We start from the raw sequence: 14,691 nt of genomic DNA on the forward strand, positions 1-14,691 counted from the left end.
TAAAAACCAAGCATATATATTTTGTTAATACCATAGAAAAACCAATGGTTGATTACATCTAAAGATATTACACAAAATTATGGACTTGACTTTTTTATCGGTCCAGAAACACTAAATACGTCTTATCCAAACAAAAAAGAAGCAATTCAGCTATATGCTGAATTGCCTCCTACTTTATCTATATAAAAACTTAGTTCCATAAGTTTTCTAATAAGTTTGTTTGGTTTCTATCTGGTCCTACTGAGAAGATAGAAATTTTCACGTTACATAATTCAGAGATGCGTTCTAAGTAACGACGTGCGTTATCTGGTAGTTCATCTAATGAACGACAACTTGTAATGTCTTCTTCCCAACCTGGTAGTTCTTCGAAGATTGGTTTACAACGTTCTAATTCGTTTAAGTTTGCTGGGTATTCTGTAATTTCTACGCCATCAATTTCATATGCTGTACAAATTTTAACTGTTTTAAGTCCTGTTAATACATCAATTGAGTTGATTGATAAGTCTGTAATACCACTTACACGACGTGAGTGACGTAATACTACTGAGTCAAACCAACCTACACGACGAGGACGTCCTGTTGTTGTACCGTATTCACGACCTACTTCACGGATATGATGACCATCTTCATCAAATAGTTCTGTTGGGAATGGACCGTCTCCTACACGTGATGTATAAGCTTTACATACACCGATAACTTTTGATACGTATGTTGGACCAACTCCGCCACCTACTGTAACGTTACCAGCAATTGGATTACTTGAAGTTACGAATGGATATGTACCATGATCGATGTCTAACATAACACCTTGTGCACCTTCAAATAAAACTTTTTCTTCGTTTACGAAAGCATCGTCTAATAATTTAGCTGTGTCAGTAACGTAATCTTTCAAACGTTGACCTGCAGCAAAATATGTTTCAAAGATTTCTTCAAAAGTGAAACCTTCAGCATTGAACATTTTTTCAAATAGTTCATTTTTATATTCAAGATTATTTTTTAAAAGCTTTTCAAATGTTTCTTTATCTAATAAATCAGCCATACGAATACCGATACGTTGTGCTTTGTCTACATAAGCTGGACCGATACCTTTTTTAGTTGTACCAATTTTGTTATCACCGCGTTTTTCTTCTTCTAGTTCATCTTGTTTTAAATGATATGGCAAGATTACTTGTGCACGGTTAGAAATTCTCAAGTTGTTTGTTTCAACTCCGCGTTCGTTTAAAGCATCTAATTCTTTTAATAAAGCTACTGGATCAACTACTACGCCATTACCGATAACACTTGATTTCTCTTTATAAAATATACCTGATGGTACTAAGTGTAATTTATAAGTTTCTCCATCAAATTTTATTGTATGACCTGCATTGTTACCGCCTGAAAAACGTGCAATAACGTTTGCATCCTCTGCTAAGAAATCTGTAATTTTACCTTTACCTTCGTCTCCCCATTGCGTCCCAACTACTACGATTGATGACATGTGAGCACCTCCGCTTTTTCTCATTAACCATTAAGTATTCTATCAGTCCTATAACTAAATTGCAAACTAAAAACGAACATTAGTCATGAGTGTTTTTTTACATTTTGTAATCACATCACAATGTCTAATAAACGCCTTAACCATAGTAATTAAAAGGTTTTTAACCAAAATCACTAACTATAAAAACACAAACATAAAGAAATAATAGTGTCTTTACACAAAACAAAAGACGTACATTATAATAGAAAGTTCTATAAATGTACGTTTTTAAGCCTAAAAACTTTTTTATCCAAATTCCATTCCTGCATGTTGATAATCGATATCTGTGAATTTGTTGTATTGTTTCATGAAATGCAGTTTAACTGTGCCGGTTGGACCGTTACGTTGTTTAGCAATGATAATTTCTATTTCACCATTATCATCTTGTGCACCAGCATCAACTGCTTCACCATCTTCGTCTTCTCCGCCTCTTGAATAATAATCATCTCTATACAAGAAGGCAACAATATCAGCATCTTGCTCAATAGAACCTGATTCACGAATATCACTCATCATCGGTCTCTTATCTTGTCTTTGCTCAACGCCACGAGATAACTGACTTAATGCGATAACTGGACACTCTAATTCCCTTGCTATTGCTTTAAGCATACGAGATATTTCAGATACTTCTTGTTGTCTATTATCTGAACTTCGTGAACCACTACCTTGAATTAACTGTAAGTAGTCAATCACAATCATATCTAAGCCATGCTCTTGTTTCAGTCTACGACATTTTGCACGAATATCCGTTATACGAATACCTGGTGTATCATCAATAAATATTTTTGTACGAGACAATTTACCTACTGCAACTGTAAATCTGCTCCAGTCTTCTTCTGTCATAGAACCTGTACGCAATCTATTTGAATCAACATTACCCGTACTACAAATCATACGTGTTGCCAGCTGATCTGCACCCATTTCGAGTGAGAAGATTCCAACAGAGTATAAATCTTGATGTGTTGCTACTTGTTGAGCAATATTTAATGCGAAGGCAGTCTTACCGACAGAAGGACGTGCCGCAATAATAATTAAATCATTGCGGTTAAATCCTGCTGTCATTTGGTCTAAATCTCTATATCCTGTTGGTATTCCTGGCGTTTGACCACTGTTTTGGTCTAGTTGCTCAGCATTATCAAATACTATACTTAAGACATCTTTTATGTCTTTGAATCCTTCTGTACCTCTTGAAGCAGAAATTTCTAATATTCTTTTTTCTGCGTCACCTAACAACGATTCTAAATCAAGCTCTGGATTATACCCATCTTCAGCAATACTATCTGCTACACGAATCAATTGACGTTTCACTGCATGTTTAAACACTATATCTATGTAGAAATGAATATTTCTAGTTGTTGGGACATTGTTTGCTAATTCAGCTAAGTATGCTGGGCCACCCGCTTCTTCTAACAAAGATTCAGCTGCTAACTCATCCATCAGTGTTACCGAATCAATTTCTTTATTCTGCTCACTTAACATCAACATTGCTCTAAAGATATGTTGGTGATTTGCACGATAGAAAGCTTCAGGTATTAATGTTTCACCTGTTGAGTTAATCAGTTCAGGATCAATCAAGATTGCACCGATAACAGATTGTTCAGCCTCTATACTATGGGGCATTTGTTTCGCATTCATCATATTATCCATACCATCCATACTGATTACTCCTTTCCGTTTTTAATATTTTTTATTATAACGCATTAAAATAGGTCGGTAAATCAAATACCGACCATTTTAATGGATTACTTAAGCTTCAACAACGTGTACTTTTAATGTTCCAGAAACTTTATTATGAAGTTTAATAGGAACATTTGTATAACCTAAACTATGAATGCCATTAGGTAAGTCCATTTTGCGTTTATCTACTTTAATTTGGTGTTGTTTTTCTAATGCTTGTGTAATTTGTTTAGTACTTACTGAACCAAACAATTTACCACCTTCACCTGTTTTAGCAGAAATTTCAACTTCTAATTCTTTTAATTTTTCTGCAAGTGCTTTTGCATCATCTATTTCTTGTTGTTTCAACTCTTCTTGGCGTTTATTTTGTTGTTCTAATTGTTTCATATTACCTGGAGTTGCTTCAACAGCAAAATTATTTTTTATTAAGTAATTTTGACCATAGCCTACTGGTACGTCTTTTACTTCGCCTTTTTTACCTTTACCTTTAACGTCTTGTGTGAAAATAACTTTCATTATTCTTCCACTCCTTTTTCGTCTGATTCAACAACCTTAATTAATTCTTCGATTGCTTTCTCTACTGATGTATTTTTAATTTGTGTTGCGGCATTTGATAAATGACCGCCTCCACCTAATGCTTCCATTGTTAATTGTACATTCACTTCACCTAACGAGCGTGCGGAAATACCAATTGTATCTTCAGATCGTCTTGCTACTACGTAAGATGCTTCCACACCTTCTAAGCCTAGCAACTCATCTGCAGCCTGTGCAACTGTAACAGGGTGATAAGTTTGATGATCTTCTCCATGAGCAATTGCGACACCATTGCGTAACAGTTTAACTGTCTTAATTAAATCCGAACGTTTAATGTACGTATCTATATCATCTTTTAAGAAATGCTGACAAAGAATTGTATCTGCGCCATGACTTCTTAAAAAGCTTGCTGCATCAAATGTTCGTGATCCAGTTCTTAACGTAAAGTTACGTGTATCAACTATAATACCTGCTAACATGATGGTTGATTCTATTCTTGTTAAACGATGTTCTGTTGGTTGATATTCAAGCAATTCAGTTACAAGTTCAGCAGTTGAACTTGCGTAAGGCTCCATATAAACAAGTAGCGGACTAGATATAATGCTTTCTCCTCGACGATGATGGTCGATCACTACTTTTCTATTTGCTTTATTCAACAAATTCTCATCTATTACTAGTTCTGGTTTATGCGTGTCTACAACTACTAGCGTTGTGCGTGGTGTCATTTCATGCCATGCTTCTTCTGAAGTAATAAATCTTTCCTTAAGGTCAGGCTTCTCGTCTATTTCAGTCATAACACGTTCTAATGTACTATCAATATCAGAGTCATTCAACACAATATAAGACTCTAAATTATTCATTTTGGCTATACGAGAAACACCGATTGCTGCACCGATTGCATCCATATCAGGTGATTTATGACCCATAATAATAACCTTGTCACCTTCAATTAAGATATCTCTTAATGCATGTGAAATAACACGGGCACGGACTCTTGTTCTTTTTTCCATTGGGTCTGTTTTACCGCCATAAAATCTCACATTACCATTACTATTCTTAATTGCAACTTGGTCTCCACCACGTCCGAGCGCTAAGTCTAAACTTGATTGTGATAGTTCACCTAATTCAATTAAGTTCTCACTACCTTCACCAATACCGATACTCAATGTTAACTGGTGTCCAATTTCTCTTGTTCTATCTCTTAAGTCATCTAATAAATTGAACTTCAATGTTTCAATATCTTCTAGAATACTGTTATTTAATAATGCTATAAATTGATCAGAACTATATCGTTTAATAAATAGTTGATAACGTGATGACCAATCGTCTACAACACGTGTAATGATACTATTGACTTCAGAACGTTGAGAATCATTCATGTTCTGAGTAATTTCGTCATAGTTATCTAAGAAAATTGTCGCTATGATCGGTTTTTCATTTTCATATAATTCATATACATGTGAAGACTCTGTTATATCAAACAGATAAATAGCTTTTTCATCTTCAGTATATGTAACCTTATATTTATAAGAACCTTCTTCAATCTCTACTTCATGTGTGTTTTCTAATCTTTTTAAAATATTTGGAAAAACTTCATTAATTGGTTCGTCTAAAACATCTCGTTCTATACGTTTATTTATAAAATTATTAATCCATTCGATATGATCTTTTTTATCTAATAGTATTACACCTATTGGTAAGTCACTGACAGCACTCGTTTTACTTTTAGTAATTCTTCCGGCTAAACTCCCAATATATAAATCTAATTTTAAGAAGCTCTTTCTAATAAAAAATATGCTCACTGCAATTAGAATTACTGTAACAACCGTCGAAATAATCGCCCAATATATAGAATTAAAAAAACTGAATACAAGTATCACTAAAGCTAATATCATCATAATTATGTACGGAAATATTAGGGCTTTCTTAACTGATTGACGGTTCATAAACTCACCTCAATTTACTTTTTTATGCGTTGTTTTAAATTAAACCAAATATCCATCAATCCAAATAAGTACGCAAATGGTTTAAACACAAATGCCAATACAAATATCAAAACTCCCACAACAACAGGTAGTTTTTTCACTTTTACAAATAAATGGAACAACGATAATGCTTGAATAAATATAACCCATTCTAACACAAATTGTAAGTTAGTGACTATGCCATACATCACAACATTTTCTTTCGTTACAAACAAACTTATCAGCACGGTTATCACAAATACAAAAGCTACACTTCTATTAATTTGCCACATAAATAATGGTCTAAATACTGGTGTCGCTACTTTGAATTTTCTTAGTATAGGGAATGTCACAAGTAAATTAACAAATACTAATAAAAATACCCATAATACTATATACCCAGGAATACTTGCTTGTAATATTTCTAATGAAGTTTGTAATGTTTCTTCAATTTCAGTCGTTAAATTTCCACCCATTTCAAAGTAAGAAATTAAAACATCATGATACTGACTGAAAAACTTGCTTGTTAAAGGTAGGTTTCCCGTAATTTGTAAAATTAATACACTACCTATTGTTAAAATACTCATAAACGTTGTCACTAAGTATAGAATACGTTCTTTTGATGTACGTTCAACGAGCAATTGACCTATGAAAACACTCATAAATATCATAAGCGTCATGACTGTTAATAAAAATACATTATTAAATAATACGGTCGCACATAAGGTCACGACGACTGTCACAAAAAATGACGGTTTAGATCGATACCAGAGTATTGTTCCGGGTATCGTAATGAACGGTAATATAATAATCGCTAAATATGGTACAAGACTCATGACAACCACACTAAGCACAAGTACTAATGTTGCAATAATTGTCGCTTTTATATCGACTTTAAAAGACAAATTTTTCACTTCCCAATCTAATTTAAACATCTTTCTCTATTTTACAGATTTTTAACGCTTAAAACAACGTACGTGACTTTTCAGATGATATTAACGCGCTTTAAATTTATGTAATTTTAAGAAGTGATATACGTAAGGTGCCCAATCTCCAAAGTTTAATAGAAATCCATCATGGCCAACATTGTCTGGTACGAAGAAATGTCTATGATATTTAAAGAATTTACCTAAAGCTCTAACTTGATCATCTGGATACAATAAATCATCAGCGAACCCTAAAGTTAATACTTTCGTTTCGAGTTGTTGTAACCTTTCTTCGACATCATCACGACCTTTAAATATGTCATGACTATCTAATACATCTAACAATGTTAAATAACAATCTTTATTGAAGACATCTTTAAATTTATTACCTTGATATTTTTGGTAACTCACTACATCATCCGCTGAAAATCTCGATTCATAATCTTTACTTGAACGGTAAGTTAAGAAGCCTATCTGTCTTGCGATACTTAAGCCATCTTGTCCATTCATATTTATAACTTGTCTAGCAATCTCATTAAACGCTCTACTATATGATGAAGTCTTCTCTGTAGCTGCTAATATAACTGCTTTTTTAACTTCAATAGATCCGTCATAAAGCATTTCTAAAGTTTGCATTCCACCTAGAGAACCACCAATTAATACATCTATTTTTTCGTAGCCAAAATGTTTTAACGCTAAAATATTTGCTTTAGAAATATCTCTCATAGACAATCTCTCAGGAAAGTCGGGCGTATTCAATTTAGAGCTTGAACCATAAGGGCTACCAATCACATTGAATGTTATAAACTGATAATCATTGATTGAAAGATAACCACCATCAATAATTTCTCTCCACCAACCTGGATTTTCATCATCTCCATAAGTAAGATGATTCCCTGTTAAAGCATGACAAACAACAACTAAAGGCTGTCCTTTGTGACCTACATATTCATATTGAAGCTTTAAATTATCTATCACTTCACCAGATTCTGTTTCGAAATGTCCTAGTTCAACTAAACCTGTGTCTCGAGAAATAAGCATATTAGAACCTCCTTGTTATTAAATAGAAAGACTTCTTACTCGTTAAAGAAGTAAGAAGTCCTCATCATCCTTATTATGCGAGTAAACTCGTTGGTAGTAGCACCGTATCTTAAACGACCGGTTGCTGAAGTGTCATCGGGCCAAATCCCTTAACTTCTCTGAATAAGCTTTGCTATATAATTTATATTAAGAATACTAGAAAAGTGCATTTCTTTCAATAAGTTAACGAATGAAATTAAAAGACTAATCGAACAATCGCCATGATGAACATTCCTGCTATAACTGATATCGTTAAACTTCTAGAAATTAAAGCTATCATCAATGTTGGAATGGCAACGAAAATACTTTCGTAGTTGAATGTGAACCCAGAATGACCTTCTTGATTTAACATACCTTCAACAATCAATGCTGTAAATAAACATACAGGCACATATTGCAGCCATTTAATCACACTTTTAGGAAATTCAACCTTTGATAAAAATGCAAAGGGCGATACCCTTATAACCCACGTTAAAATAAAACAACCCAAAATAATAAGCATTAAATACATTGAAATACTCATTTATCAAACACCACCCCTGCGACTGAAGCAATGATCGTCGCTAAAATAATAGATAAATAAGTCGGCATAAAACATGTAAGAATTATCATACAAATGGTTGTTAAGACAATTAAAAATATATAAAAGAAAACTTTGGTTTTATGTATTGTTTCAAACTGTGCGACGAGTAAAAATATAAACATCGCTGTTAAAGCGTAATCTAAACCAAAAGCTTCAGGCTTCGGAATCAAGTTTCCTACTAAACCACCTATTATTGAAGTCAATATCCACAATAAATAAGCAGAAATATTTAAACCGTGCATCCACGTAGCATTTAAAGCTTTTTCTTTAGCATATTTTGTTATTGCAACACCAAATGATTCGTCGGTCACGAGTGTTCCTATACCGATATTAGACCAAAATCCATTACCTTTAAACGCTGGGACTAACGCTAAACTTTGAAGAAACATTCTAGAATTAACAAAGAATACAGTTAATAAAATAGCTGATATAGGAGATTGAATTGCAACTAACGCACAAATAATAAATTGAGCCGCACCTGCATATACAAAGATAGATAACAAAGCAATTTCTAAAATAGATAAGCCTGATGAAACACCTACAATTCCAAATGCTAATGCAACACTAAAATATCCAAGCATCGTAGGTATACAATCTTTAACACCTTGAAGAAATAAAGTTTTATTCGTCATACTAGAACTGGTCAATTGCCTACCTCCAAACTACATAACGTCATTCAGGTTAGTCTAACGTTTGTCTAACCTCAGTCTGACTTACCTCTTTTTTTATTTTTAAATATGTCTTATTTTTATCATACATACCGCACTTTAGCAATAAGACCTGATTGTATATTAAATCCATTTTCATAACCTTTCTTGCCTAAAAAAAGACACCTGAAGAAAAAATATGCGTGAGAAACTACAGAATCGCACCCTACCCTAGACAAGCATGCACGTACAAAATCGTAAGATTTAAAAAAATAGATATATGTAACGATTTTGTGAAGTGCGGACGCCTGAGGGAATAGTATGTGTGAGAGACTACAGGCTCAAGCCATACCCCTAGGCAAGCATGCACTTTACAAAATCGTAAGATTTTATAAAAACAGATTATTAGTAACGATTTTGTATAGTGCGGACGCCTGAGGGAATAGTATGTGTGAGAAACTACAGAATCGTACCCTACCCTAGGCAAGCATGCACGTACAAAATCGTAAGTTTGTATAAAAAATAAGCATATCACTGTAACCTATATAAAATCAGTTACGTGATATGCTTATTTATTTTGAGTTAGGATTCATGTCCTAAACTCTCTAATCATTAAATAATCTATTTTAAATTATTCGCTTAAACCGAATTCTGCACTTGCTTCGAATTTAACTTCTCTACCGATCATTACGCCACCAGTTTCTAGTGCTTGGTTAAATGATACGCCATATTTTTCACGATCAATTTTACCGTTAACTACGAAACCTGTAACTGTTTCACCGTTTAATGGGTTTTTACTAACGCCATTGAAGTCAACATCGAATGTTTCTTCATGAGTTGTACCAGCCATTGTTAAATCACCAGTGATTGAATCTTCACTAATAGATTTTGTTTCAAACGTAATGTTTGGATTATCATCTGCACTGAAGAAATCTGCTGATTTTAAGTGTGCGTCACGGTCAGGATTTTTAGTGTTAATTGAGTTTGATTTAATTGTTACTGTTGCTTTTAATGATGAAAGATCATTTATATCTCCTGATACTGCTACATCATAATCTTCAAAAGTACCTTTTACGCGAGATACCATTAAATGTTTTACTGTAAATTCTAAACTACTGTGTGCTTTGTCAAAATTGAAATTAGTCATGTGTCAAAACTCCCTTTATTTATATTGTATACTTAGTATATCAGATATAAAAAGTATATTCAAGCATTAAATCTAAAAAAAGGTAACCAATATATGATTACCCTTTTTCAAAGTTTTAATTCAATTATAATTCAATTATTTTTTGTCCACCCATAAATGGTACTAATGCTTCAGGGACTGTGATTGATCCATCTTCATTTTGATAATTTTCAACGATTGCTGCAAATGTACGACCAACTGCTAAACCACTACCATTTAATGTGTGTACATATTCAGGTTTCGCATCTTTATCACGTTTAAATCTAATATTTGATCTTCTTGCTTGGAAATCAGTCATATTTGAACATGAGCTAATTTCTTTGTAATCATTGTAGCTTGGTAACCATACTTCTATATCGTATGTTTTAGTACTTCCAAAGCCTATATCACCTGTACATAGATTAACTGTTCTATATGGTAATTCTAACGTTTTAAGGATATTCTCAGCATGCTCTGTAAGCTCTTCTAATGCTTTAAATGAATCTTCAGGTCTTTCATATCTTACCATCTCTACTTTGTTAAACTGATGTAATCTAATTAAGCCTCTTGTATCTCTACCAGCTGAACCTGCTTCACTTCTGAAACATGCTGACTGCCCTGTAAATTTAATAGGAAATTGTTCATTTTGTAGTACTTCATTACGATAGAAATTCGTTAACGGTACTTCTGCTGTAGGAATTGTATATAATCCTTCTTTTTCAACTTTGAATAAATCTTCTTCAAATTTAGGTAGTTGACCAGTTCCAAACATAGAATCAGCATTTACAAGTTGTGGCACCATCATTTCAGTATAACCATGTTGTGTTGTATGCATCGTTACCATGAAATTCATAAGTGCTCTTTCAAGTTGTGCACCTTTACCAGTTAAAAATACGAAACGTGCACCAGAGACTTTAGCAGCTCTTTCGAAATCTGCCATTTTCAAGCTTTCAACTAAATCCCAATGTGCTTTAGATTCGAAATCAAATGTTCTAGGTGTACCCCATTTACGAACTTCTACATTGTCATTTTCATCTTTACCAACTGGTGTTTCGTCACTAATTAAATTAGGGATTCTAACTAATTTATAAGTAACATCATCATTTAATTGATTTAAAGTTTGATCTATTTCTTTAATTTGGTCTCCAACTTGACGCATTTCTAAAATAACATCATCCGCATTTTCTTTATTACGTTTTTTCTGAGCGATTTCTCCACTTACTTTATTACGACGAGATTTAAGTTCTTCTGTTTGAGCAATTAACTCACGACGTTTTTTATCAAGTTCTAGAATTTCATCGATGACTTTTGGGTCATCACCTCTTTTTGCTACTTTGTCTTTAACGAATTCTGGTTCAGATCTAATTAACCTAATGTCTAACATAATATTTCCTCCCTCTTATTCCAATATTGTTTAAGAAAAAAAGCACCACGTTCCTTGTTATTACACAAGGGACGTGGTGCTTACGCGTTGCCACCCTATTTAACAGTCACTAAGACTGCACTCTAAGTCATATAACGGTTTAAACCGATTGTTATTTTTAAAAGGATAGATTCATTTAAGTTTCATGTCTTGTTTCCACCAACCACAAGCTCTCTTTACATTACGCCTTAAATTACTTATTCCTAAACAATATGGATATTAAATTAACCTAAATATATCAAATCGACATCACATTTTCAAGATATACTTATGATTCAGTTAATAAGCCTTTATTTTCGTACACTTTTTTACCATTGATAATAACGGTTTGAGCATGATTAACTCCGTAATGATAAGGTAAATATTCATGGTTTGGAATATCCCAAACGACAACATCAGCTTGATCGCCTTTTTCAAGAGTTCCTGCATCAGCATCTATTGCTTTAGAAGCATTCACTGTAACAGCATTCCATATTTCATTAGGCGTAAGCTTTAATTTTAAAGCAGCAATACTCATCACTAGTTGAAGGTTATCTGTTACACAACTACCCGGATTGAAGTCTGTCGCAATTGCAATTGCACCATTTTGATCAATCATCCCTCTAGCATCTGCATATTGATCTTTGCCTAAATAGAATGTTGTACCAGGTAATAATACAGCAACTGTATTACTATCTTTTAAAGCAGCTTTATCTTCTTCACTTGAAGCAACAAGATGGTCTGCTGAAATTGCACCTTCATCAATTGCTAGTCCTAATCCACCAAGAGGATCAATTTCATCAGCATGGATTTTAACTTTTAATCCTTTTTCTTTTGCTGCTTTCATATAACGTCTTGATTCTTCAATTGTGAATACACCAGTTTCACAGAATATATCTGCAAAATCAGCTTTATCTTTCACATCATCTAATAAATCTATCATTTCTTGTAAAAATGTAGCATTATCTTTAGCATCTTTAGGAACTGCGTGTGGTCCGAGGAAAGTGTGTTTCATTCTGATAGGTGTATCTTTATCCAATTGATGCGCAACATTTAATTGTTTTAATTCGGTTTCTTTATCCAATCCATAACCGCTTTTAGCTTCAACTGTCGTTGTGCCAAATTGGATCATTCTAACAATTTCTTTTTTAGATTTATTGTAAAGTTCTTCTTCAGTTGATTTGCGCGTTGATTCAACTGTACTTAAAATACCGCCACCTTGTTTCAATATATCTAAGTAACTCACACCTTGTTGTTTAAGCGCCATTTCATGCTCTCTAGACCCACCGAACACTAAATGTGTATGTGCATCTATTAAACCTGGAGAGACAACTTTGTTTGAAGCATCTATTACTTCTTTTGCTTCATATTCTTCAGAATGCTCCCCTGCATATATAACTTTGCCATCTTTAACAGCTACAGTACCATTTTTAATTACTGTTAATTCGTTTAATTTTTTACCTTTAAGAGGTCGGTCAGTCTTTTTTGGTAAAATTAATTCGCCTATGTTTTGAATTAAAATATCATTCATTGTTATCTTTCTCCTTTAACATTGGAATATCTACATTTTTTTCTTTTGCAGTATCGATTGCAATGTCATAACCTGCATCTGCATGTCTTACTACACCCATACCCGGATCTGTTGTTAATACTCTTCCTAGACGTCTATCAGCACGTTCACTACCATCTGCTACAACTACCATACCAGCATGTAATGAATAACCCATACCTACGCCACCACCATGGTGAATTGAAATCCAAGAGCCACCTGCCGCAGTATTAACAAGTGCATTTAATATTGCCCAGTCACCTACAGCGTCTGATCCGTCTTTCATTGATTCTGTTTCTCTGTTTGGAGATGCTACAGATCCAGAATCTAAGTGGTCACGACCAATTACAATTGGAGCTGAAATTTCACCATTTCTAACAAGTTCATTTAAAGCTAAGCCCATTTTTGCACGTTCTCCATATCCTAACCATGCAATTCTAGAAGGTAACCCTTGGAAGGCGATTTTTTCTGCTGCCATGTCTAACCAACGCATTAATTTTTCATCTTCTGGGAATAACTCTCTCATTAGTTGATCTGCTCTTTCAATATCTTTTGGATCTCCACTTAATGCTGCAAATCTAAATGGACCTTTACCTTCACAGAACAATGGACGAATATAAGCAGGTACAAATCCTGGGAAGTCAAAAGCATTTTCTAAACCTTCATCAAATGCTACTTGTCGGATATTATTTCCATAGTCAAAAGCTACTGAACCTTTTTCTTGGAATTTCAACATTGCATCGACATGTTTTTTCATAGATGCTGAAGATAATTTAACGTATTTTTTAGGATCACTTTCTCGTAATTTGTCCGCTTCTTCTAATGAATAACCTTCTGGAACATATCCATTTAAAGGATCATGTGCTGAAGTTTGGTCTGTTACGATATCAATCTTAAATCCTCTATTTAAGATTTCATGATGTACTTCAGCTGCATTACCTACTAAACCTATTGCAAGTGGTTTGCCTGCTTTTTTAGCTTCTTCAGCTTTTTCTAAAGCTTCATCTAAAGATTCCGTAATAATATCACAGTATCTAGTCTCAATTCTCTTTTCGATTCTTGAAGGATCGACGTCTACACCAATTACTACCCCTTCATTCATTGTTACTGCTAATGGTTGAGCACCGCCCATTCCACCTAATCCAGCAGTTAAAGTGATTGTACCTTTTAATGAACCACCAAAATGTTGATTTGCAAGTTCTGCAAATGTTTCAAAAGTACCTTGAACGATACCTTGAGAACCGATATAAATCCAACTACCTGCAGTCATTTGACCATACATCATAAGCCCTTTTTTATCTAATTCATGGAAATGTTCCCAATTTGCCCATTTAGGTACAAGTACAGAGTTTGATAATAATACTCTTGGTGCTTCTTCATGAGTTTTGAATACAGCTACTGGCTTACCTGATTGTACAAGCATTGTTTCATCGCTTTCTAATCTTCTTAACGTTTCAACAATCGCATCAAAGCTTTCCCAGTTACGAGCCGCTTTACCAATACCACCATACACAACTAATTTCTCTGGATGTTCTGCCACTTCAGGATCAAGGTTGTTATATAACATTCTAAGTACCGCTTCTTGTTCCCAACCTTTACATTCAATTTCTAAACCTTTTTTAGCTTTAATTTCTCTAGACATTTGTCA

The 14,691-nt window shown here is 33.8% G+C and carries 12 protein-coding genes, 1 riboswitch and 1 other annotated feature; all 12 genes read right to left on the minus strand.

From position 1 onward, the window contains the following. Positions 1–190 precede the first annotated feature (190 nt). The gene (locus LQ668_RS08095) at positions 191–1,477 is read right to left on the minus strand and encodes an adenylosuccinate synthase (protein WP_078357209.1); all 1,287 of its coding nucleotides are present in this window, start codon (positions 1,475–1,477) and stop codon (positions 191–193) included. 285 nt (positions 1,478–1,762) lie between these two features. Next, the gene (dnaB, locus tag LQ668_RS08100; RefSeq protein ID WP_174221873.1) at positions 1,763–3,163 is read right to left on the minus strand and encodes a replicative DNA helicase; all 1,401 of its coding nucleotides are present in this window, start codon (positions 3,161–3,163) and stop codon (positions 1,763–1,765) included. A 99-nt stretch (positions 3,164–3,262) separates the two neighbouring features. Then, a complete protein-coding gene (rplI, locus tag LQ668_RS08105; RefSeq protein ID WP_078357207.1) occupies positions 3,263–3,709 on the minus strand; it encodes a 50S ribosomal protein L9 in 447 nt (148 codons plus the stop codon). Further along, the gene (locus LQ668_RS08110; protein WP_115336937.1) at positions 3,709–5,673 is read right to left on the minus strand and encodes a DHH family phosphoesterase; all 1,965 of its coding nucleotides are present in this window, start codon (positions 5,671–5,673) and stop codon (positions 3,709–3,711) included. The genes rplI and LQ668_RS08110 overlap by 1 nt, the downstream gene beginning before the upstream one ends. A 14-nt stretch (positions 5,674–5,687) precedes the next feature. Then, on the minus strand, positions 5,688–6,605 hold the full coding sequence (locus LQ668_RS08115; protein ID WP_239732741.1) for a DUF2232 domain-containing protein: 918 nt from the start codon (positions 6,603–6,605) through the stop codon (positions 5,688–5,690). A gap of 81 nt (positions 6,606–6,686) precedes the next feature. Beyond that, the gene (gene metX / locus LQ668_RS08120) at positions 6,687–7,658 is read right to left on the minus strand and encodes a homoserine O-acetyltransferase MetX (RefSeq protein ID WP_239710572.1); all 972 of its coding nucleotides are present in this window, start codon (positions 7,656–7,658) and stop codon (positions 6,687–6,689) included. A gap of 67 nt (positions 7,659–7,725) precedes the next feature. After that, positions 7,726–7,827, minus strand: a riboswitch (SAM riboswitch). A gap of 66 nt (positions 7,828–7,893) precedes the next feature. Then, positions 7,894–8,220: an AzlD domain-containing protein gene (locus tag LQ668_RS08125; protein ID WP_078357204.1), complete on the minus strand. Its 327-nt coding sequence runs from the start codon at positions 8,218–8,220 to the stop codon at positions 7,894–7,896. After that, a complete protein-coding gene (locus tag LQ668_RS08130) occupies positions 8,217–8,912 on the minus strand; it encodes an AzlC family ABC transporter permease (RefSeq protein WP_078357203.1) in 696 nt (231 codons plus the stop codon). Before LQ668_RS08130 ends, LQ668_RS08125 begins: the two co-directional genes overlap by 4 nt. 646 nt (positions 8,913–9,558) lie before the next feature. Further along, complete coding sequence (locus LQ668_RS08135; protein ID WP_078357202.1) at positions 9,559–10,074, minus strand: YceI family protein; 516 nt, start codon at positions 10,072–10,074, stop codon at positions 9,559–9,561. Positions 10,075–10,198: 124 nt separating this feature from the next. Continuing rightward, positions 10,199–11,476 (minus strand): serine--tRNA ligase, encoded by a 1,278-nt coding sequence (serS, locus tag LQ668_RS08140; RefSeq protein WP_078357201.1) that lies wholly within the window; start codon positions 11,474–11,476, stop codon positions 10,199–10,201. Between the two features lie 64 nt (positions 11,477–11,540). Beyond that, positions 11,541–11,729: a binding site (T-box leader), on the minus strand. Positions 11,730–11,783: 54 nt separating this feature from the next. Beyond that, positions 11,784–13,025: an imidazolonepropionase gene (hutI, locus tag LQ668_RS08145; RefSeq protein WP_239775971.1), complete on the minus strand. Its 1,242-nt coding sequence runs from the start codon at positions 13,023–13,025 to the stop codon at positions 11,784–11,786. Continuing rightward, positions 13,018–14,685: a urocanate hydratase gene (hutU, locus tag LQ668_RS08150; protein WP_239775972.1), complete on the minus strand. Its 1,668-nt coding sequence runs from the start codon at positions 14,683–14,685 to the stop codon at positions 13,018–13,020. Before hutU ends, hutI begins: the two co-directional genes overlap by 8 nt. Positions 14,686–14,691 lie beyond the last annotated feature (6 nt).

The sequence above is a fragment of the Mammaliicoccus sp. K-M42 genome (assembly GCF_022386375.1).
GTDB lineage: Bacteria > Bacillota > Bacilli > Staphylococcales > Staphylococcaceae > Mammaliicoccus > Mammaliicoccus fleurettii.

Excerpts from the sequence above, each read along its gene's own strand:
- LQ668_RS08095 (WP_078357209.1), bottom strand. The coding sequence starts at position 1,477 with ATGTCATCAATCGTAGTAGTTGGGACGCAATGGGGAGACGAAGGTAAA.
- dnaB (WP_174221873.1), bottom strand. The coding sequence starts at position 3,163 with ATGGATAATATGATGAATGCGAAACAAATGCCCCATAGTATAGAGGCT.
- rplI (WP_078357207.1), bottom strand. The coding sequence starts at position 3,709 with ATGAAAGTTATTTTCACACAAGACGTTAAAGGTAAAGGTAAAAAAGGC.
- LQ668_RS08110 (WP_115336937.1), bottom strand. The coding sequence starts at position 5,673 with ATGAACCGTCAATCAGTTAAGAAAGCCCTAATATTTCCGTACATAATT.
- metX (WP_239710572.1), bottom strand. The coding sequence starts at position 7,658 with ATGCTTATTTCTCGAGACACAGGTTTAGTTGAACTAGGACATTTCGAA.
- LQ668_RS08125 (WP_078357204.1), bottom strand. The coding sequence starts at position 8,220 with ATGAGTATTTCAATGTATTTAATGCTTATTATTTTGGGTTGTTTTATT.
- LQ668_RS08130 (WP_078357203.1), bottom strand. The coding sequence starts at position 8,912 with ATGACGAATAAAACTTTATTTCTTCAAGGTGTTAAAGATTGTATACCT.
- LQ668_RS08135 (WP_078357202.1), bottom strand. The coding sequence starts at position 10,074 with ATGACTAATTTCAATTTTGACAAAGCACACAGTAGTTTAGAATTTACA.
- serS (WP_078357201.1), bottom strand. The coding sequence starts at position 11,476 with ATGTTAGACATTAGGTTAATTAGATCTGAACCAGAATTCGTTAAAGAC.
- hutI (WP_239775971.1), bottom strand. The coding sequence starts at position 13,025 with ATGAATGATATTTTAATTCAAAACATAGGCGAATTAATTTTACCAAAA.
- hutU (WP_239775972.1), bottom strand. The coding sequence starts at position 14,685 with ATGTCTAGAGAAATTAAAGCTAAAAAAGGTTTAGAAATTGAATGTAAA.